Source organism: Mycolicibacterium sp. XJ662, from assembly GCF_053484035.1.
Genome location: NZ_JBEFTL010000012.1, coordinates 140,368 through 160,426, shown reverse-complemented (window position 1 = coordinate 160,426; position 20,059 = coordinate 140,368). Strand labels below are relative to the sequence as shown.

At 66.7% G+C, this 20,059-nt stretch carries 18 protein-coding genes and 1 tRNA gene; 8 read left to right on the top strand and 11 right to left on the bottom strand.

Annotation, left to right across the window (positions count from 1 at the left end; genetic code table 11):
- The 7 genes from rpsA to ABQE93_RS24235 all read right to left on the bottom strand — a co-directional run bounded on the left by rpsA (window position 1) and on the right by ABQE93_RS24235 (window position 7,916).
- Window positions 1–1,446, bottom strand: a complete 1,446-nt coding sequence (rpsA, locus tag ABQE93_RS24265; RefSeq protein ID WP_448394452.1) for a 30S ribosomal protein S1 — start codon at window positions 1,444–1,446, stop codon at window positions 1–3.
- A 154-nt stretch (window positions 1,447–1,600) separates the two neighbouring features.
- Entirely contained in the window at window positions 1,601–2,182 is a 582-nt protein-coding gene (locus ABQE93_RS24260; protein ID WP_448410878.1) for a TetR/AcrR family transcriptional regulator, read from the bottom strand.
- Window positions 2,183–2,208: 26 nt separating this feature from the next.
- A complete protein-coding gene (locus ABQE93_RS24255; RefSeq protein WP_448410879.1) occupies window positions 2,209–3,054 on the bottom strand; it encodes an NmrA family NAD(P)-binding protein in 846 nt (281 codons plus the stop codon).
- Window positions 3,051–3,515 carry a nuclear transport factor 2 family protein gene (locus ABQE93_RS24250; protein WP_448410880.1) on the bottom strand — a complete coding sequence of 155 codons (465 nt, stop codon included), beginning with the start codon at window positions 3,513–3,515 and terminating at the stop codon, window positions 3,051–3,053. The genes ABQE93_RS24255 and ABQE93_RS24250 overlap by 4 nt, the downstream gene beginning before the upstream one ends.
- Before the next feature lie 114 nt (window positions 3,516–3,629).
- On the bottom strand, window positions 3,630–4,838 hold the full coding sequence (locus ABQE93_RS24245; protein WP_448410881.1) for a threonine/serine exporter family protein: 1,209 nt from the start codon (window positions 4,836–4,838) through the stop codon (window positions 3,630–3,632).
- Window positions 4,839–4,847: 9 nt separating this feature from the next.
- Window positions 4,848–7,580, bottom strand: a complete 2,733-nt coding sequence (gene polA / locus ABQE93_RS24240) for a DNA polymerase I (RefSeq protein WP_448410882.1) — start codon at window positions 7,578–7,580, stop codon at window positions 4,848–4,850.
- 42 nt (window positions 7,581–7,622) lie between these two features.
- The gene (locus ABQE93_RS24235) at window positions 7,623–7,916 is read right to left on the bottom strand and encodes a hypothetical protein (protein WP_448410883.1); all 294 of its coding nucleotides are present in this window, start codon (window positions 7,914–7,916) and stop codon (window positions 7,623–7,625) included.
- A 245-nt stretch (window positions 7,917–8,161) separates the two neighbouring features.
- Here ABQE93_RS24235 and ABQE93_RS24230 point away from each other — a divergent pair, with 245 nt between their 5' ends.
- Genes ABQE93_RS24230 through ABQE93_RS24220 form a run of 3 tightly spaced genes read left to right on the top strand, consistent with a single transcriptional unit; the run spans window position 8,162 to window position 10,030 of the window.
- The gene (locus ABQE93_RS24230) at window positions 8,162–8,602 is read left to right on the top strand and encodes a Zn-ribbon domain-containing OB-fold protein (RefSeq protein ID WP_448410884.1); all 441 of its coding nucleotides are present in this window, start codon (window positions 8,162–8,164) and stop codon (window positions 8,600–8,602) included.
- Window positions 8,599–9,798: a lipid-transfer protein gene (locus ABQE93_RS24225; protein WP_448410885.1), complete on the top strand. Its 1,200-nt coding sequence runs from the start codon at window positions 8,599–8,601 to the stop codon at window positions 9,796–9,798. The genes ABQE93_RS24230 and ABQE93_RS24225 overlap by 4 nt, the downstream gene beginning before the upstream one ends.
- Window positions 9,799–9,805: 7 nt before the next feature.
- Entirely contained in the window at window positions 9,806–10,030 is a 225-nt protein-coding gene (locus ABQE93_RS24220; RefSeq protein ID WP_448410886.1) for a DUF167 domain-containing protein, read from the top strand.
- A 3-nt stretch (window positions 10,031–10,033) separates the two neighbouring features.
- Here ABQE93_RS24220 and ABQE93_RS24215 read toward each other — a convergent pair whose 3' ends face one another.
- Window positions 10,034–11,245: a branched-chain amino acid ABC transporter substrate-binding protein gene (locus ABQE93_RS24215; RefSeq protein ID WP_448410887.1), complete on the bottom strand. Its 1,212-nt coding sequence runs from the start codon at window positions 11,243–11,245 to the stop codon at window positions 10,034–10,036.
- A 467-nt stretch (window positions 11,246–11,712) separates the two neighbouring features.
- Here ABQE93_RS24215 and ABQE93_RS24210 point away from each other — a divergent pair, with 467 nt between their 5' ends.
- Genes ABQE93_RS24210 through ABQE93_RS24195 form a run of 4 tightly spaced genes read left to right on the top strand, consistent with a single transcriptional unit; the run spans window position 11,713 to window position 15,647 of the window.
- Window positions 11,713–12,939: a branched-chain amino acid ABC transporter permease gene (locus tag ABQE93_RS24210; protein WP_448411034.1), complete on the top strand. Its 1,227-nt coding sequence runs from the start codon at window positions 11,713–11,715 to the stop codon at window positions 12,937–12,939.
- Between the two features lie 8 nt (window positions 12,940–12,947).
- Window positions 12,948–13,937, top strand: coding sequence for a branched-chain amino acid ABC transporter permease (locus ABQE93_RS24205; protein ID WP_448410888.1), 990 nt, complete (start codon window positions 12,948–12,950; stop codon window positions 13,935–13,937).
- Complete coding sequence (locus ABQE93_RS24200; RefSeq protein WP_448410889.1) at window positions 13,930–14,871, top strand: ABC transporter ATP-binding protein; 942 nt, start codon at window positions 13,930–13,932, stop codon at window positions 14,869–14,871. The genes ABQE93_RS24205 and ABQE93_RS24200 overlap by 8 nt, the downstream gene beginning before the upstream one ends.
- Window positions 14,868–15,647: an ABC transporter ATP-binding protein gene (locus tag ABQE93_RS24195; RefSeq protein ID WP_448410890.1), complete on the top strand. Its 780-nt coding sequence runs from the start codon at window positions 14,868–14,870 to the stop codon at window positions 15,645–15,647. Before ABQE93_RS24200 ends, ABQE93_RS24195 begins: the two co-directional genes overlap by 4 nt.
- Here the strand turns inward: ABQE93_RS24195 and ABQE93_RS24190 are convergent, their stop codons facing one another.
- Together ABQE93_RS24190 and ABQE93_RS24185 are read right to left on the bottom strand one after the other, a co-directional pair.
- A complete protein-coding gene (locus ABQE93_RS24190) occupies window positions 15,648–16,976 on the bottom strand; it encodes an ABC transporter substrate-binding protein (protein ID WP_448410891.1) in 1,329 nt (442 codons plus the stop codon). It lies immediately after the preceding gene.
- A gap of 103 nt (window positions 16,977–17,079) precedes the next feature.
- The gene (locus ABQE93_RS24185) at window positions 17,080–17,691 is read right to left on the bottom strand and encodes a two-component system response regulator PdtaR (RefSeq protein ID WP_448410892.1); all 612 of its coding nucleotides are present in this window, start codon (window positions 17,689–17,691) and stop codon (window positions 17,080–17,082) included.
- A gap of 87 nt (window positions 17,692–17,778) precedes the next feature.
- On the opposite strand from ABQE93_RS24185, the gene ABQE93_RS24180 reads away from it, so the two are divergent.
- Window positions 17,779–17,852 (top strand) — tRNA-Leu (locus tag ABQE93_RS24180).
- Window positions 17,853–17,893: 41 nt separating this feature from the next.
- On the opposite strand, the gene ABQE93_RS24175 is transcribed toward ABQE93_RS24180, so the two are convergent.
- Window positions 17,894–19,831, bottom strand: a complete 1,938-nt coding sequence (locus ABQE93_RS24175; protein ID WP_448410893.1) for a cellulase family glycosylhydrolase — start codon at window positions 19,829–19,831, stop codon at window positions 17,894–17,896.
- Between the last annotated feature and the right edge of the window lie 228 nt (window positions 19,832–20,059).

Below are 20,059 nucleotides of genomic sequence, written 5' to 3'. Positions count from 1 at the left end.
TTACGCGGAACCGGCGAGCTTCTCCCGCAGCGCCGCGAGCTGTTCGTCGCTGGCCAGCGAGCCACCGGCCGGAGCGTCGTCACCACGCGAGGTGCCGTTGGACGTCGACGGCTTGGCCGCCTCCTCGGCCTCGGCGGCGGCGAACTTCTCCATCTGCGCGGTGTGCATCTTGTGCCGGCGCTCGGCCTCGGCGTAGCGGGCCTCCCACTCCTCACGCTGCTTCTCGAAACCCTCGATCCACTCGTTGGTCTCGGCGTCGAAGCCCTCGGGGAAGATGTAGTTGCCCTGCTCGTCGTAGCTGTCGGCCATGCCGTACTTGGACGGGTCGAACTCTTCGATGTAGTCCTCGTTGGCCTGCTTGAGCGACAGCGAGATGCGGCGGCGCTCCAGGTCGATGTCGATGACCTTGACCATCGCGTCGTCGCCGACCTGCACCACCTGATCTGGGACCTCGACGTGGCGCTCGGAGAGCTCGGAGATGTGCACCAGGCCCTCGATGCCCTCCTCGACGCGGACGAACGCGCCGAACGGCACCAGCTTGGTGACCTTGCCCGGCACGATCTGACCGATCGCGTGGGTGCGGGCGAAGTGGCGCCACGGATCTTCCTGAGTTGCCTTGAGCGACAACGAAACCCGCTCGCGATCCATGTCGACGTCGAGCACCTCGACGGTGACCTCGTCGCCCACCTGAACCACCTCGGAGGGATGGTCGATGTGCTTCCAGGACAGCTCGGAGACGTGCACCAGGCCGTCGACCCCGCCGAGGTCGACGAACGCGCCGAAGTTGACGATCGAGGACACGACACCCTTGCGGATGGCGCCCTTCTGCAGCTGGTTGAGGAACTCGCTGCGCACCTCGGACTGGGTCTGCTCCAGCCAGGCGCGGCGGCTCAGCACCACGTTGTTGCGGTTTTTGTCCAGCTCGATGATCTTGGCCTCGATCTCCTTGCCGATGTACGGCTGCAGATCGCGGACGCGGCGCATCTCGACCAGCGACGCGGGCAGGAAGCCGCGCAGGCCGATGTCGAGGATCAGGCCGCCCTTGACCACCTCGATGACGGTGCCCTTCACGGCCTCGTCCTTTTCCTTGAGCTCTTCGATGGTGCCCCAGGCGCGCTCGTACTGTGCGCGCTTCTTGGACAGGATCAGCCGGCCTTCCTTGTCCTCCTTGGTGAGGACCAGGGCTTCGACCTCATCGCCCACGGAAACGACCTCGTTGGGGTCGACGTCGTGCTTGATGGAAAGTTCTCGGGACGGGATGACGCCTTCGGTCTTGTAACCGATGTCGAGCAGGACTTCGTCACGGTCAACCTTGACGATGGTCCCTTCGACGATGTCGCCATCGTTGAAGTATTTGATGGTTTTGTCGATGGCGGCGAGAAAGTCCTCGCTCGAGCCGATGTCGTTGACGGCTACTTGCGGCGAGGTGACGGAGGGACTTGGCATATGTTGGGTTGCTCCGGACAGGTTTGGTCGTAGGGACTGGGACTTGAATTATTTGGTGTTACCCGGCGCGGACGATCGGTAAGCCTCAAGAACGCCCAGACGAGTACCTGTCGAGGGTACTCGACTGACTCCACGCTGGACAAACCTGCTCCGCCTAGCGCCGATCCTCACCGGCGGCGGAGTCCTCGAAGCCCGCGCCGCCGGCCATGGCGCCGATCAGGGCCGCCACCTTCTGCAGGTGCGCGCGGGTCACCGGTCGGCTCAGTGCGATCACCCGCCAGAACACCAGCGCGGCGACCGCATCGAGGATGAGGTCACGATCGGCGCGCTCGGACAGTTCCCCGCGCTGCGCAGCGCGGTCCAGCACGATCTGGGCGCGGGCCCGTCTGGGTCGGCCGACATGGTCCATGAGCGCAGCCCCGAGCGTGGGATTGCGCTGCGCTTCGGCGAGCAGGTCCGGATAGATGGAGCGCACCTGCGGATCGGTCAGCCAGGCGTGCACCTCGTCGAGCAGCACCAGGACGTCGCCGACCAGCGATCCGGTGTCGGGGGCCGGCTCACTGGTGACACTCAGCGTGCGCATCAGCTCCACGGTCATCTCGACCTTCGACGGCCATCGGCGGTACAGCGAGCTCTTGCCGACGCCGGCCCGCCGCGCGACGGCCTCCATCGTCAGGCCGCGCACGCCGTTGTCGGCGAGTTCGGTGAACACCGCGGCCAGGATCGCGTCGGTCACCCTGTCGTCGCGAGGGCGCCCGACACTCACGAGGGCCATCGCCGACTGCGCAGAAAGTCCTCGAAGCTTCGCGGTGCCGTTCCGGTGAGCCGCTCGACGGCGTCGGTGACGCGCGCCTGCGCACCGTCGCGCACCAGCCCGTCGAGCGCCACCAGACCGGCGGCGAACTCGGCGTCGTAACCGGCCCCGACGAGACGGTCAATGTAGCGGTCGGGCGCAACGGCGCGGTGGGTGACCCGCCGGCCGGTGACGTCGGACATCAGCGCGGCGGCCTCGTCGTAGCTCAAGGCCTGCGGACCGGTCAGGACGTGCTCGTCAGTGGTGCTACCCGCGGCGCCGAGCAGCGCGGCGGCGCACCGGCCGATATCCCCCGCGTCGATGAACGAAAGCTTGCCATCCCCGGTGGCGGTGATGAATTCGCCGGTCGCTCGGATGCTTTCGGCGAGCGGATGGTTACCGACGAAGTTCTGCATGAACCACGACGGTCGCAGGATCTCCCATTCGGGGAACACCCTGCGCACCAGCGCGTCGACCGCCCCGAGGCCGGCGTCCCCGGAGGCCACCGCCGACGAGCTGAGCATGACGACGCGACGCACGCCGCTCGCCACGGCGAGCTCGGTGAACGGGCCGATCACCGTGACGGGGTCGGGGTGACCAACCGGCGCCAGCAGAAACAGGCGGTCGACCCCGTCGAGCGCCGGGCGCCACGTGGCGTCGTCGAACCAGTCGAAGACGTGGTGCTCGAGGTCAGTCGGTGCCGTCGGCGCCCGTGTGGCCGTGCGGACCGACAGGTCCGGAAAGCGGCGCAGCTCGTCGGTCACGGCCGCCCCGGTGGTTCCGGTGGCACCGAGGACGAGAACCGTCGTCCTCACTTCTCGCCCGCCACGTCGAAGGCCGCCATCATCTCGTCGAGCCCGCCCAGCGCCGCACCGGCGGCCAGTGGGTTCCAGTAGTCGCGATAGCCGCTGATGCCGTCGGCATCCACGGTGATGACGGCGACGTAGGCGATCTCGTACGGGTTCCCGGTCTTGACCGCACGCCCGCTCACCGCCCATTCGAGGATCACTGTGGCCGGGTCAGCGGTGTCGTGGCGGGTATGCCGGGTGATGGCCGCGACGTCGAAGTTCTGCGTGTAGTCGGACACGTAAGCCCGCACCGCCTCGCGGCCGTCGAGATCCGGCCAACCGGGCGGCGCGAAGGGGAACGACATGGTGCCGTCCGGCGCCCATTCGTCGGCGAACGCCTGCATGTCGTGGTCGAGCAGGGCGTTCTGCAGCCGGTCGATCGTGGCGTGCGCCCGGCTCCGACGCCGCTGGTCGTCGAGTTGTTCCACCTCTGGGCCTCCCTCTCATCAATTACGGACGAGACCGTCTCGTAATAGCGAGAACAGTGTCTTCGCCACGGCTATTCCGGGCCAATCCGGCGCCGACCCCTGCGCCGGCTCGAACTACCGGGCCCGCTTACGCCGGATCACCCGCCAGAGCACCAGGCCGGCCTGCAGTCCTAAGGCGACCGAGATCATCGAGATCAGCGTGGCAGGTAGCGCATCATCGCCGTCGGCGCCGAATACCTCGGCCACCCCGATCAGGCCCATCGATCCGGGCACCAAGAGCCAAAAGCCCGGCAGGATCATGGTGATCGCCGGCGGTGCCTGGCGCAGCTGCGACATCGCCAAGGCCGCGACCGACAGCGCCAACCCTCCGCAGAAACCGCTCGCGTAGCTGCCGAACAGCAGATCGCCCAGGAATTGGGCGCCATAGGCGATCACGGAGATCGAGACCAGCCACGGCAGAAACGAACGCGGCGGCGCCAGAAACAGCAGAACTCCCAGCGCATAGACCATGACACCGAGCCACGGGGCCCACGGCCCGATCTTGTTGATCGCCTCCGGGCTCAACTGGCTCTCATCCAGTCCGAACACCTGCGCGGCAATCACGATGCCGAAGGCCAACTGCACAATCTGGACGAACCCGGCGATGAGTCGGCTGGACCCCGAAATGACATCGCGAGAGGTCAACTCGATGACCGCCAGCGTGATTGCGGCGCCGGGCAGAAACATCGCCAGCGGAGGTATCAGGGCGCGCAACCCGACGTGATCGAACTCCAGGTAGCGCGCGCCGACGATACAGATCGCGGTGACCGCGAACGCGCTGATCACCGGCACCAGATACGCCAGCTCCGGGACGCGCTGCCCGGCCACCCAGAACAGCCCGACCATGACCCCGAGCACTCCGGCCACCAGCACGTTCAACGGCGTCGGTTCCAGCACCAGGGCCAAGCCGGCGCTCCACACGCCATACCCCAGCACGGTCACCCAACTGGGGTACGGCGGCGGCAGCGCCTCGATCCGGTCCAGCCGGGCCTCGCCCACGATCGGGTCGACCCGCCCGTGCAGGGTGTCGGAGACCAGCGCGGCCAGCGGGAACGCCTGGTCGAAGCGCAGGTCGCGGCCGATGTGGGCGGCCTTGACCACCGAGCCGGACTCCGTGGCCGGGCCCACCACCTGCACGTGGTTGGGCAACGCGATGAAATCGGCGTCGAGCCCGTATGACGACGAGGACCGCTCGATCACCTGGCGAACCATCGGGACCGGGTAGTTCGACGCCGCCATCGCGGCACCCAACCGGGCGACGTATCCGATCCGCTGTCCGATCATGGTCTCGGGCTAGTGCGCCGCGGCGTCCCAGCTGCGCCCGTAGCCGACCGAGACCTCCAGCGCGACGTCGAGCGGGTAGGCGTTGCCCATCTGTTCGCGCACCAGCTTCTCCAGCGTGTCTCGCTCCCCCGGCGCGACCTCGAACAGCAACTCGTCGTGCACTTGCAGCAGCATCCGCGAGGTCAACCCGGCGTCCTTGATCGCCTTGTCGACGTTGATCATCGCCACCTTGATGATGTCGGCGGCGCTGCCCTGGATCGGCGCGTTGAGCGCGGCGCGTTCGGCGGCCTCGCGGACCTGCCGGTTGCTGCTGTCGAGTTCGGGCAGATACCGCCGCCTGCCGAACACTGTCGACGTGTAGCCGTCCTTGCGCGCCTGGTCCACCACGTCGCGCAGGTAGTCGCGCACCCCGCCGAACCGGTCGAAGTACTGCTCCATCTGCACCTTGGCTTCTTCGGTGGAGATCTTCAGCTGCGCGGCCAGCCCGTAGGCGGAGAGCCCGTAGGCCAGGCCGTACGACATCGCCTTGACGCGGCGCCGCAGCTCGGCGTTGACCTCGTCGATCGGCACCGAGAACGCCCGCGACGCCACGAACGAGTGCAGGTCCTCTCCGGTGCGGAACGCTTCGATCAGCCCGTCGTCCTTGGACAGGTGCGCCATGATGCGCATCTCGATCTGGCTGTAGTCGGCGGTCATCAGCTCCGCATAACCCTTACCGACCACAAACGCATCGCGGATTCGCCGGCCCGCCTCGGTGCGGATCGGGATGTTCTGCAGGTTCGGTTCGGTCGAAGACAACCGCCCCGTGGCGGCGATGGTCTGGTTGAACGTGGTGTGAATGCGCCCGTCGGAGGCCACCGAGTTCAGCAGCCCGTCGACGGTGACCTTGAGCCGGGTGGCGTCGCGGTGGGCCAGCAGGTGCTGCAGGAACGGGTGCCCGGTCTTTTCAAAAAGGCTCTGCACAGCGTCGGCGTCCGTGGTGTAACCGGTCTTGGTGCGCTTGGTCTTGGGCATCTCCAGCTCGTCGAACAACACCACCTGCAGCTGTTTGGGCGAGCCCAGGTTGATCTGCTTACCGATCACCGCGTACGCCGCCTCCGCGGCGTCGCGGATTTGGTCGGCGAAGTCGCTCTGCAGTTCGCCGAGTTGCTCGAGGTCGACGGCGATGCCGGCGGTCTCCATCTCGGCAAGCACCCGCTGCACCGGCAACTCCATATCGCTCAGCAGCGCCGACGAGTCGATCCGCGCGAGTTCCTTGTCGAGGGCGTCGGCGAGGTCCATCACCGCGCTGGCCCGCAGAAGCAGCGTCTGGACGGCCTGGTCGTCGACGCCGTCACTGTCGTCGAGTAGCGAAAGTTGTTGCTGTTCAGGTGATTCCGCGCGCAGCTCGCGCTTGAGGTACCGCAGCGACAGGTCGTCGAGGGCGAAGCTGCGCTGCCCGGGCCGGACAATGTAGGCGGCCAGCGCGGTGTCGGACGTGACGCCTGCCAGTTTCCAACCGCGGCCTTCCAGGTCGTGCATCGCGAGCTTGGCTTCGTGCAGCGCCTTCGGCGGGCCGGGGTCGGCGAGCCAGGACGCCAGCGCGGCCTCGTCCTCGGGGGTCAACGTCGCGGTGTCGAGGTAGCGGCCGTCGCCGTCGGCGGCGACGATGGCCAGCGCGGTGGCGTCGCTGTCGAACGCCTGGTGGGTGCCCACCACGGCCAGGCCGAACCGGTTTCCCAGGCTGCGTTCGGCCAGCCAGGCGGCCAGTTCTCCCGCTTCGAGCGGCCCGCCGCGGACGTCGAAGCCCTGGTCGACCTCGGGATCGGCGGATGCCAGCGTCTCGAACAGCCGGTCGCGCAGGACACGGAACTCCAGGTCGTCGAACAGCCGGTGGATCTGGTCGCGGTCCCACGGCAGCATCCGCAGCGTGTCGGGGGTTTGCGCCAGCGGCACATCTTTGACCAGGTCGGTCAGCTCACGGTTGAGCACCACGCTGGACAGGTTGGCCCGCAGCGCGTCGCCCACCTTGCCCTTCACCGAATCGACGTTGTCGACCAGTCCCTGCAGGGACCCGTATTCGGCGATCCACTTGGTCGCCGTTTTCTCGCCGACGCCGGGGATGCCCGGCAGGTTGTCGCTGGGGTCGCCGCGCAGCGCCGCGAAGTCGGGGTACTGCTGCGGTGTCAGCCCGTACTTCTCGACGACGGCCTGTGGGGTGAACCGGGTCAGCTCGCTGACGCCCTTGCGCGGGTAGAGCACGGTGACGTCGTCGCTGACCAGTTGCAGCGAGTCACGGTCGCCGCTGACGACCAGCACGCGGTAACCGCCCTCCTCGGCCTGGGTGGCCAGCGTGGCGATGATGTCGTCGGCCTCGAAACCGGGTTCGGCCAGCACGGTGATGCCGAGCGCGCCCAGTACCTCCTTGGTGATGTCGATCTGGCCGCGGAACTCGTCGGGTGTGGTCGAGCGGCCGGCCTTGTACTCCGGGTACTTGTCGACCCGGAACGTCTGCCGGGAGACGTCGAACGCCGCCGCGATGTGGCTGGGTTGTTCGTCGCGGAGCAGATTGATCAGCATCGCTGTGAAGCCGTAGACGGCGTTGGTGGTCAGCCCGTTCCTGGTCTTGAAGTTCTCCGCGGGCAGGGCGTAAAACGCCCGGTACGCCAGCGAATTGCCGTCCAACAGCATCAGTGTCTGCTTCTGCTCGGCTACAGGAGCCGAACCCGTCTTCTTGTCGGTGGCGGTGCTGGCTGGGCTCACGGCCTTACTCTATGCACCGGCTGTGACAAGAAGTAGGCAGCCTCAACAACCAAGGAAGATGCGGAATTGCTGACCCACTTCCACCGACTGGCCGATGCGGATCGACCACCCGTCGAGCGCGGCCTTGGTCGCCAGCGGGTTCCACCCACGCTCCCTCGCGATGTTGATCATCGCGGCCTGATCGACGATCCCGCGGGCCTGTGCCTCGCGGACCAGCCTGGCGTAGTCCTGCAACGAGATGCCGTTGATCGGTTGCCAGATCGGGTCGTCGACGCCGCGCGGACGTGTCGAGGGCCCGCCCATCGAGGCCAGGTCGACCGGACCGGCGGTGTACACGTCGACCGCCCGCCGGACCCCGGTCGCCGCCCTTTTTCGTTTCCCGGCACGACGCCCCATCGCTTCCCCGGCCCCCCATCTGCCCGCCCCCGGTCGTGATGTATGGGCGGACGCTACCCGTGTAACCCGCAGGTATGGCAGAGAATCGCCGAGGTCGCCGACGCGACGCCGCCGGAGAGCCACCCGATGACCGCGAAACTGGAACATGTTTCAGCGCGGTTCGGCGGGTCGGTAGGCTGACCGACGTGTCAGCAGCCTCCACGAAGCCAGCCATCGACGGGTGGTTCGCCACCGACGAGTCCGGCGCGCCCTATCTGATCGGCAGCAAATGCCATCGGTGCGGGACCTATGTGTTCCCGCCGCGCGCCAACAACTGCCCCAACCCCGCCTGTACCGGCGACGAGCTGGCCCAGGTGCCGCTGTCGCGCCGCGGGACAGTGTGGAGTTACACCGAAAACCGCTATCCGCCACCGGCTCCCTATCCGGCGCCTGATCCATTCGAACCGTTCGCGATCGCCGCGGTGCAGCTCGCCGACGAGGGTTTGATCATCCTGGGCAAAGTGGTGGACGGCACGTTGGCCGAGGACCTCAAGATCGGTATGGAGATGGAGCTGGACACGATGACGCTGTATGTCGACGACGACAACGTCGAGCACGTCGTCTACGCATGGAGGATCGCCCGATGAGCCCTGAACCGCTCTACATCCTCGGCGCGGGTATGCACCCGTGGGGCAAGTGGGGTAACGATTTCACCGAGTACGGCGTGGTCGCCGCCCGCGCCGCGCTGGCCGAGGCCGGGTTGGAGTGGCCGCAGGTTCAGCTGGTGGCCGGCGCCGACACCATCCGCAACGGTTACCCCGGCTTCATCGCGGGGTCGACCTTTGCGCAGAAGCTCGGCTGGAACGGCGTTCCGGTGTCGTCCTCGTATGCCGCGTGTGCCAGCGGTTCGCAGGCGCTGCAGAGCGCGCGAGCCCACATCCTGGCGGGTTTCTGTGACGTCGCGCTGGTGATCGGGGCGGACACCACGCCCAAAGGCGCGTTCGCGCCGGTCGGCGGTGAACGCAAGAACGATCCGGACTGGCAGCGCTTCCACCTCATCGGGGCGATGAACCCGGTGTACTTCGCGCTGCTGGCCCGCCGCCGGATGGATCTCTACGGCGCGACCCAGGAGGACTTCGCTTCGGTGAAGGTGAAGAACTCCCGCCACGGCCTGCACAACCCGAATGCCCGCTACCGCAAGGAATCCTCTGTCGAGGACGTGATGGCCAGCCCGATGGTCGCCGACCCGTTGCGCCAACTGGACATCTGCGCGACGTCCGACGGCGCGGCGGCGTTGATCGTGGCGAGCAAGTCCTTCGCGCAGAAGCATCTCGGGTCGCTCGACGGCGTGCCGTCGGTGCGGGCGGTCAGCACGGTGACCCCGCGCTATCCGCAGCACCTTCCCGAATTGCCGGACATCGCAACCGATTCCACCGCGGTGGTGAAGGCGCCGGAGCGGGTGTTCAAGGATCAGATCCTCGACGCCGCGTACGCCGAGGCCGGCATCGGTCCCGAGGACGTCAACGTCGCCGAGGTCTACGACCTGTCCACCGCGCTGGAACTCGACTGGTACGAGCACCTGGGCCTGTGCGCCAAGGGCGATGCGGAGAAGCTGTTACGCAGCGGCGCAACGGCTCTGGGCGGAAAGGTGCCGGTCAACCCGTCCGGCGGGCTGTCCTGCTTCGGTGAGGCGATCCCGGCGCAGGCCATCGCGCAGGTCTGCGAGCTCACCTGGCAGTTGCGGGGCCAGGCCACCGGCCGTCAGGTCGAGGGCGCGAAGGTCGGCGTCACGGCGAACCAGGGTCTGTTCGGCCACGGTTCGTCGGTGATCGTCGCCCGATAGCGCGAGCGTGCGCACGCTCGTGGTGCGCGTCAAGCCGGGGAGCCGGAAAGGGCCGTTGGTGGAGGTCGGCGACGACGGGTCGCTGACCATCTATGTGCAGGAGCGCGCCGTCGACGGCAAGGCCAACGAGGCCGTCACCAAGGTGCTGGCCCGTCACCTCGGCGTACCGCCCAGCCGGCTGCGCCTGGTCGCCGGTAAGACGGCCCGTACCAAACGGTTTCGCGTCGACTAGCGGCTACTCGACGCGATAGATCCAATTCAGCGCATCCTTCAGGTCGCCGTTATCAGCCCACCTGTACGCCCGCGCGATCCCCTGCTCTTCGTAGGTGCGCACATAGTCAAGCAGTGCCGGGCGGGTGATCGCGCCGGAGTCGATACCGCGGAGCAGGATGGTGCCCAGGTCGTAGGCCTCGGCGCTGTACGGGCCGGGCGCGACGCCGAACGTGCTGCTGTACTCCTCGGTGAACTCCGGGGTGGCCGGGTTGCACGGACACGACAGCACGGCGTCGGCGGCCGCTGCTCCGGCCTGCTCGAGGAACGCCGTATTCATCGCGCCGTCGGACCCGACGAACGTGCCGGTGAAGCCCGCGTCGCGCAGTTGCCGCACCAGTCGCGCGGCCTCGGCGTGGTAGCCGCCGAAGAACACCGAGTCGGCTTCGGAGGCGGTGATCAGCGTCACCGCCCCCGAGAAGTCGGCGTCGCCGGGCTTGACGGCGATGTTGCATTCCGAATTCGCTGTCGCACCAAGGGTTTCCCGCACGCGCGTGGCGAGCCCCAGGCCGTAGTCGGTGCTGTCGTCGACCACACACACCTTGCGGTCGCCCAGGGTGCCGGTCATGTAGTTGGCGACCGCGGGACCCTGCACCGCGTCGCTGGCCGATCCCCGGAAGAACGTGCGCCAATCCTGCGCGCTGAGTGCCGCGTTGGTGGCCGACGGGGTCGCGGCCACCAGACCCGCCCGGTCGAACACCTCCCCCGTCGCCATGGCCACATCCGAGAACACCGGGCCCACCAGCCCGATCGTGTACGCGTCCGCCACGATGCGGGGCGCGATCTGCTGGGCCTTCTGCGTGTCGCCCTCGGTGTCGAACGGCTTCAACTGCACCTGGCAGGCTGGATTGGCCGCGTTGTGCTTGTCGACGGCCAGTTGCACGCCGTTCTTGATCCCGACGCCGAGCGCCGCGTCGGGGCCGTTGAGCGGCCCGGCCATGGCGATCGACACCGGCGGACAGACCGCGTTGCCGTCCCCGGCCGGGTCAGCCGGCTCCCCGATGGCGTCGACGTCGACTTGGGCGCCGGTTGAATCGATCGACTCCTGGGCCACGATCGTCAGATCCGGCGGTGGCGGCGTCGGGCCCGGCGCGGAATCCCCGCACGCGGCCATGCTCAGCACCGTCGCCGCGGCCAACCCCCACACCAGCGCGCTCCGTGTGCAACGACGGCGCACGCGTTCACCTCCGGGTCATGCGGCTTCTGGCCTCGCGAGCCAAGGGAGAACCCCGAGGTAAAACATAGCAACGACGTCCGACGCGTCGCTCAGAACTCGAAGTGGCCGTGCGGACTGACTTCGCGATGGGTGTCAGGAGTCTTCTCCGCGATCGCGGCAACCGTGAGCACCACAAGCATTGCGATGAACGCGATCAGGATGGTCATGTCAGCGATGTTCCGCCTTCCGCAACGCCCACGACAGTGGCAGTAGTGACGCCTTCCGTACAGATTCCGCCACCGGCCGGGCGCGGCCCCTCACACTTTTCCGAACCAAAACGGGCTCGTGCAACTCATTTAGCTCCCGGCAACACGTGCGCGGACGCTATACAGTCCCCTCAGTCCCGGGGAACGGATCGCGACGGAGGTTGATCATTGGGCTCGTGCGCTCGAACGCTCTCGCGAGCCCTGTTGCTGCTGCTGTTCGTGATGTTCGCGGCGGTGTTGAGCGCAGGAGCGGCCGGCGCTGACGAGGAGGACACCGCGCGGGTGTCCGGACGGCTCGTCGACGCAGGCGAACCGGTCGCGGGCGCGGAGATCCGTGCGCTGGATTCCGACGGCGCGGATGCCGCGACCACGGAATCCGACGAGGCCGGGCGCTGGACGATGCAAGTTCCCGACGGCACCTACACGTTCGAAGTGGTCGCGGACACCCTCCCGGAGGGCACCAGCGTGCAGGGCACCGTGACCCGAAAGGTGACCGCAGGCAGGGTAAACGCCGTGGTGTTCACGTTCGGTGAGGTCCGCACCGGCCAGGGCACCCCGCTCTACGCGCGCGTCATCCACCTCGCCGTCGATGGGCTGCGGTTCGGCCTCGTGATCGCCGTCGCCGCGATCGGGCTCAGCCTCGTGTACGGCACAACGGGTTTGACGAACTTCTCGCACGGGGAGCTGGTGACGCTGGGCGCGGTGTTCGCCTGGGTGTTCAACGTGACGATGGGATTCTCGCTGCTGGTTTCCGCGCTGCTGGCCGTGGTCGCAGGCGTCGCGGTCGGCTGGCTGAACAACGCCGGGATCTGGCGTCCCCTGCGGAAGCGACGAATCGGGCTCATCCCGCAGCTGGTGGTCTCGATCGGGGTGGCGATCTGCCTGAGATACCTGATCCTGATGCTGTTCTCCGATCGCACCCAAGCGTTCGCCGACCACACCGTGAGCGTCCAACGCCACTGGGGTCCGATCGCGATCACCGACACCAACCTGATGACCATCATCATCAGCGTCGTCGTCCTCGTCGCAGTGGCCGTGATGCTGCAGAAAACCCGGATCGGCAAGGCGATGCGGGCGGTGGCGGACAACAAGAGCCTGGCCGCGGCGTCCGGGATCAACGTCGAACGCGTGATCACCTATGTCTGGTGCCTGGGTGGTGGGCTGGCCGGCCTGGGTGGCGTGCTGCTCGCCATCTCCGAACTCGGTGGCCGCGTCCAGTGGGAGATGGGCTTCAAGCTGCTGCTGCTGATGTTCGCCGGCATCATCCTCGGCGGGATCGGCACCGCCTACGGGGCACTGCTGGGCTGCCTGATCGTTGGCATGCTGGTGCAGCTGTCCACCCTGATCATCAACCCTGACCTCAAGTACGTGGGTGGGCTGATGATCCTGATCTTCATCTTGATCGTCCGTCCGCAGGGCATCTTGGGCTCGCGGGAAAGAATCGGCTGAGGACCGCCATGGACATCGTCAGCGCGCTACAGACATCGTTCGCCCAGTTGATCGGCCCTTCGGCGATCTTCTATGCGCTGCTCGCCATCGGGCTGAACCTGCACTTCGGCTATACGGGGCTGCTCAACTTCGGCCAGATCGGCTTCGCGCTGCTCGGCGGGTATGGCGTCGGGATCATGACCGTCACATATCAACAACCGCTGTGGGTCGGGGTGTTGGTGGGGTTGGCCGCGGCCGGTGGGCTCGCAATTGTGTTGGGAATACCCACACTTCGGCTGCGTGCCGACTACCTGGCGATCGCGACGATCGCCGCCGCCGAGGTGCTGCGGCTGATATTCCGATCCACCGCGTCGGACCCGGTGACGGGTTCGACCAACGGCCTCTACGGGTTCGCCGAGCCGTTCACCCGGTTCAGCCCGTTTGATTCCAGCAAGCAGTATTCGTTCTTCGGTGTCCGCTTTGTCGGCGACGACGTGTGGGCGATGGTGGTGGGCTGGACGCTGGTGCTGGTGCTGTGCGTGTTCGTGTACCTGCTGGCGCACAGCCCGTGGGGCCGGGTCCTCAAGGCGATCCGCGAAGACGAGGACGCGGCGCGCGCGCTCGGCAAGAACGTCTTCGTCTACAAGCTGCAGGCGTTGATCATCGGCGGGATGATCGGAGGTATGGGCGGGGTGTTCAACGCGTTGCAGACCAAGTCGATCCACCCCGACTTCTACTCCACGGCGCAGACGTTCTACGCGTTCGGGGCGCTGCTTCTCGGCGGGGCGGCCACCGTGTTCGGACCGGTCGTCGGCGCCATGCTGTTCTGGTTTTTCCTGGCGATTCCCGATGCGTTGATGCGCCAAGCCATCGCCGGACCCGATCCGCTGTTGCCGCTGACCGACGCCCAGGTCGGCGCGATGCGCTATGTGCTGCTGGGCATTGTCATCGCATTGCTGATGGTGTTTCGGCCACAGGGCATCATGGGACGAAGACGGGAGGTGGCGCTCGATGGTTGACACGTCGCCGTTCGCCGGCGTCGCCGCCGAGCCCGGCTCCGCCAAACCGGATCCGATCATGGTGGTAGACAACATGTGTCGGACCTTCGGCGGTCTCAAGGCGGTCGATGTCGCGCACCTCGAGCTGGAACGCGGTGTCATCACGGGCTTGATCGGCCCCAACGGGGCGGGCAAGACCACGTTCTTCAACCTGCTCACCGGGTTCGACCGGCCCGACACCGGATCGTGGACGCTGGACAGAAAACCGATGGGCAAGCTGCCACCGCACCGGGTGGCGCGGCGCGGCGTGGTGCGCACGTTCCAACTCACCAAAGCCCTGGCGAAGATGAGCGTGCTCGACAACGTGCGGCTCGGCGCGGGCCACCAACGCGGCGAACGATTCTTCAACTCGCTGATCCGGCCGACCTGGCGTCAACAGGAGCGCGACATCACCGCGCGCGCGCACGAGATGCTGGCCCGCTTCAAGCTCGACACCAAAGCCGACGATATGGCCGGCTCGTTGTCCGGTGGTCAGCGCAAGCTGCTCGAGATGGCGCGGGCGTTGATGACCGACCCCAAGGTGATCATGCTCGACGAGCCGATGGCGGGGGTGAACCCGGCGCTGACCCAGAACCTGCTCGAGCACATCAAATCGCTGCGCGACGAGGGGATGACGGTCCTATTCGTCGAGCACGATATGGACGTGATCCGCGACATCAGCGACTGGGTCGTCGTGATGGCGCAAGGTTCGGTGATCGCCGAGTCGACGCCGGAGGCCCTGGCCGACAATTCCGCGGTGGTCGATGCGTATCTGGGCAGCCACCACGATCAGGTGCTCGAGTTCGACGCGGACGGCAACCCGGTCGGCGCCACGGCGGAGCTGGCCGTGGAGATCGAGCGGGCTGTTGTGGAGACCATGAAGGCCGGCGGCGACCTGTCCGAGCCGATCCCATGAGCGAAACCGCCGCGACACCGGAGGAACATGCCCGAGAGGCCGAAGGCGCGCTGCTGCGCGCGGACCGCCTTGTCGCCGGGTATCTGCGCGACGTCGACATCCTGCGCGGTTGCGACTTCTTTCTGCGCGATGGCGAGATCGTCGGCATCATCGGCCCCAACGGCGCGGGTAAGTCCACGTTGCTCAAGACGCTGTTCGGCATGATCCCGGTGCGGTCCGGGCGAGTGACCCTGCGCGGCGAGGACATCACCGCCGCCCCCGCGCACGTGCTCGTCACCAAGGGTGTGGGCTATGTGCCGCAGAACCAGAACGTGTTCGCCTCGCTGACCATCGAGGAGAACCTGCAGATGGGTATCTATCTGCGCTCGTCGAAGTTCGCCGAGCGGTTCGAGTTCGTCAGCGAGCTGTTCCCGCTGCTGGCCGAGCGGCGCCGCGTCAAAGCCGGGGCGCTGTCGGGTGGCGAGCGCCAGATGGTCGCGATGGGCCGGGCCCTGATGATGGAACCGTCGGTGCTGCTGCTCGACGAACCGTCTGCAGGCCTGTCACCGATGTTCGCCGACGAGGTGTTCATCCGCTGCAAGCAGATCAACGCCACGGGCGTCTCGGTCATCATGGTCGAGCAGAACGCCCGCCGCTGCCTGCAGATCTGCGACCGGGGCTACGTCCTCGACCAGGGCGTCAACGCCTACACCGACACCGGCCGCAACCTGATGAACGATCCCAAGGTGATCGAGCTGTACCTGGGAACGCTTGCAGGCAAACGCAATTCGGGTTAACTACGTGTTCTCCACGACGATGTAGTCGGTGGTCTGCATCTTGTTGTCGGCGTCGAACTCGAGGCTGCCGTAGGAGCCGATCGACGGCTCGCCCGCGGGCCCGAACGCCAACTGGCCGGTCACCCCGTCGTAGTCGATGTCCTCGCCCGCGGCGATCAGATCGCGGCACTGCACGAACGTCGTGCATTTCGTGCCGTCGCGAGTCACCGCGTTGATGTTCGCGCCGATGTCGACCCCCGCCGTCGAACCCGCCTGCTCGGCGGCGAGCGCGGAGATGACGACCGCGTCGTACGCCTCGCCGGCGTAGTTGAAGTCCACCAGGGCCGGGTTGACTGCCAGCAGCCGCTCCCGGAACTCGGGGCTGATCTCGGTCAGCGGCGTGGTGCCCTTCATCCCGGTCAGCAAGCCCGGCGCGACGCCCTCGCCCAGCGCGTTGCCCATGTTGCCGTCGGTGCCGTACACGAACATGCCGTCCGACGGTCCGATGCCGACCTCGTGCATGCGGGTCAGGATCTTCGCGCTCTCCTCGAAGCCGATCACCGCGACCGCGTCAGGGTTGAACTCCTTGATCTGGTCGACCTCGGCGTTGAAAGACTGCGCGTTCGGGTCGTAGATGATCTTCTTGATCTGGTCGGACCCGATGCCTGCGGTTTCGAGGTTGTTGACCGCGTTGGTCGCCAGGCCCGTTCCATAGGGGTCGTTGAGCGCCAGCACGACCACCCGCTGCGCGCCGTCCTGGGTGATCAGCTGGGCCAGCGCCTGCGCCTGCAGCACGTCGGTCGGCGCGGTCCGGAAATAGAGGCCCCGGTCCGGGTAGCAGACGAACTGGTCGGAGGTGTTGGCCGGGGAGAACATCACCACGCCCGCGCTGGTGATCTTGTCGATCACCTTCAGCGACACCGCCGAGGAGGCGGCCCCGACGATGACGTCGACGCCCTCGGCGAGTTCGCGGTCTACGGTGACGTTCGCGGTGTCGGTGGTGGTGTCACCGGAGTCGCCGGTGACCAAGCCGACCGGTTGACCCAGCACTCCGCCTGCCTCGTTGACCTCGGTAACGGCAACCTGCACGGCCGCGATCTCGGGCGGTCCGAGGAAGGACAGCGTCCCCGTCTCAGGCAGCAGGGTGCCGATCTTCATCGGGCTGGTGTCCGGGGTGGGGCCTGCGGTCGCCTGTGGCGGATCGCAGTCCGTGGTCACGACCTCGGCGGTGCCCTGGGCGTCCCCCTCGGCGGCGGAGTCCTCGCTTGTCTCACCCGATGAACAACCGGCTACTGCCAGCGAGGCGATACCTGCGGCCGCGAAGGCGCGGGCCAACGTCCGATTCTTCATCGAGTCGCTCCTCAATCCAGATGCAAGCTCAGCTGAGGCCGTGATGGCCAAGCTGTGATCTTAGAGAAGCGGGGTCCTCATCCGTCGGTAAACCGCCCGATGCTCACGGCGAGTCGGAGGTGTCGAGCGTTTCTAGGACCACCTCGGCCACCCGCTTCATCGTGGTGCGGCGGTCCATCGCGGCACGCTGGATCCACTTGAACGCCTCGGGTTCGGTCATCTGGTGCGTGCTCTGCAGCACCCCCTTGGCGCGCTCGACGAGCTTGCGGGTCTCCAACCGGTCCGCCAGGGTGGCGACCTCCTGCTCCAGGGCAGAGATCTCACCAAACCGGCTGACGGCCACTTCGATGGCCGGAACGAGGTCGGTGATGGTGAACGGTTTGACCAGGTAGGCCATCGCGCCGGCATCTCTGGCCCGCTCGACGAGATCACGCTGGCTAAACGCGGTGAGGATGACGATCGGCGCGATGCGCTTGCTCGCGATCTCCGAGGCCGCGTCGATGCCGTCACGACGGGGCATCTTGACGTCCATGATCACCAGATCGGGTTTGAGCCGCTCGGCCAGGTCGACGGCCTCCTGCCCATCGCCGGCCTCACCGACGATTTCGTAGCCTTCGTCGCGCAGCATCTCGGCCAAGTCCATCCGGATGAGCGCCTCGTCTTCTGCGACGAGAACGCGGCGTGATTTCTCGGCGTCGGTCGGTGACCCGGTCATAGTGAATATTGTGGCGGTAGCGGCCACGATCAGCGACGTCGGGGCATCCTCTAAGGTAGTAAGCCGCGCGGGAGTACACGTCCCGATGCCCTCGTATCCCAACTGGCAGAGGAACTGGACTCAAAACCCAGACAGTGTGGGTTCGAATCCCACCGAGGGCACTGTTTGCGCTCTGGAGCCCTTGCGCTCCAGGGGTTTTCCGCTAGGCCGCCGCGTCGCTTGCGTCGCTTGGGTTGCCCGCGTCGTCTCCCCCGGTGTCCGCGTCCGACGCGTCGGCGTCGACGGATGTCTCGTTATCGACGTCACCCTGGTCGTACTTGCCGTCCGTCGTCGCGCTGTCGGTGTCCGTCACATCGTCGACATCGGTGGGATCCGTCTCGACGTCCGTATCGATGTCCTCGAAATCCAGCGCGTCCTCGTCCAGATCGACCTCGTCTTCGTCGACGTCGTCCCGGGTGGGCTGCGTATCGGAGTCGACCTCGACGGAGTCGGTCACCTCGACCTCGATCTCGACGGGTTCGACGGCATCGAGGGGCTCGACGGACTCGGTGACCTCGGTCACCTCGGCCACCTCCGCCTCAACAGGTGCGACAGGTTCGGTGGGCTCGGTCACCTTCTCCGCGGCCACCAACGGCTCAGCCGCCGCGGACGCATCCACCGACGGCGCATCGGCCGCCGCCGCCGTCGCCGCCGCGGGTTTCGACAACGAGCCCAACCACGCGGCAAGGGCGTTGGCCAACGCATCGGCGACCTGCGTTCCGATCTGCTGGACGGTCTCGGTCACCGCGGGCACCGCGTTCTGGACCGCGGCCGCCACCGAGTCGGCCACCTGCTCGACGAGCTTCTGCAGCGACGCGGCCAGCGCCTCGGCCAGGCTGTCGGGCGCGCGGCTTTCGATGATCGACTTGATGACCTCGGCGGCCGGCCTCATCTTCCATTCACCGGTGGCCTCGTCGAAGTAGTACAGCCCCATCGAGCCCTGTTCGGTGTCCGGGGCGGCCAACCGGTCACGCAGCGTGTAGATGAACGCCGGGCCGATCCAGTTCTCCCAGTCGGCCACCAACGGGACGAACTCCGCGGGCAACTGCGCCAGCTGTTCCTCGGTCAGCCCGTCCGCCCAGGTGTTGAGAAAGTCCTCGATGAAGTCGGCCTGCTGTTGATCGCTGACCATCGACGTCGGCAGCCCGTACTCGGTCGCCCAGATCTTCACCAGGTCATCACCGTTGTCCAACATCGTCTGGCGCATTTCCAACAGGGTGCGTAGCGGCGAGATGAAGTTGGGGTTCTGCTCGCCGAACGGCCGGTCGTAGCTGTACGGGTGGTACGACAGCGCGTCGAAGTATCCCTTGGCGCCGTTGGCATACATCGTCTGCACAAATGTCACCGGATCCATCGTGAAGCCGCCCGCCGAGATGACCGCGCCCAGCACGCCGGCCACGACGGTCGCGTCAGGGTCGGCGGCCTTGATCGCGGTGTAGGCCGCCTTCAACACCTCGGTGTAGGCGACGGGATCCACCGCCGGGAACCACGACCGGTAATAGTTCGGCTCGTTCCACACTTCATAGGCCGAGACGACGCCCGGATAAAGCGTGTCGAACCGGGTGACCGCTTCACTCGCGAACGCGGCGAACTTCGCCGGATCCGGTGCGACGCCGGGACAGCCGAGGCAGCCGCTGCCGTCGGCGCCGCCCCAGTACGGGGTGGAGTTCAGCACGCCCAGCACTGCCATATCGCGCTGTTGGGCCTGGCTGAGGATGAAATCGATTCGGCTCCAGTCCTGCGGGAACAGCGCTTCCAGGGGGCTACCCGGCTCGGCCTGCTGGATCGCCGCCCAGGGCACCAGAACCCGCAAAGTGTCGACGCCCAGCGCTTGCATGTCGTCGAAGCGCTTGACGATCTCTTCTTCGGTCAGGTTCGGGTCATACATATCCGAATCGGCGATCCCGATCGTCGTCGACTCGTCTTTGATGGTCGCCGTGGGCACGATGTGCAGCGCCGCCGCGTCGTATTCTGGCTTGCCCGTCGGCTCGGTCGGGACGAGCAAATTGGTCACGTAAGCACACAAAATGGCTATCGGCGCGGCGGCAATCACCGCGGCCAGCCCCCAGCGCCGAAGTCGACGTTTGACGATGGCTTTCATGCCACTCCTGTTCTCGGCGCGCTTGGCGTTGCCACAGACGATGGATTCAAATTAGCCGACTTTAGATAGCGCAATTACGCAATTCGCAAACAACGATGCAGCGCGATTTTCGGTGCGAATACAGCAAATTCGTTTCCGGTACCTATATCCGCGATAACGCGGCGCCGTCAGCCCTGAAAGACCTGTTTACCGCCGTCTTCGGCGGTACAGGTCGGGTTCGCTTATCGG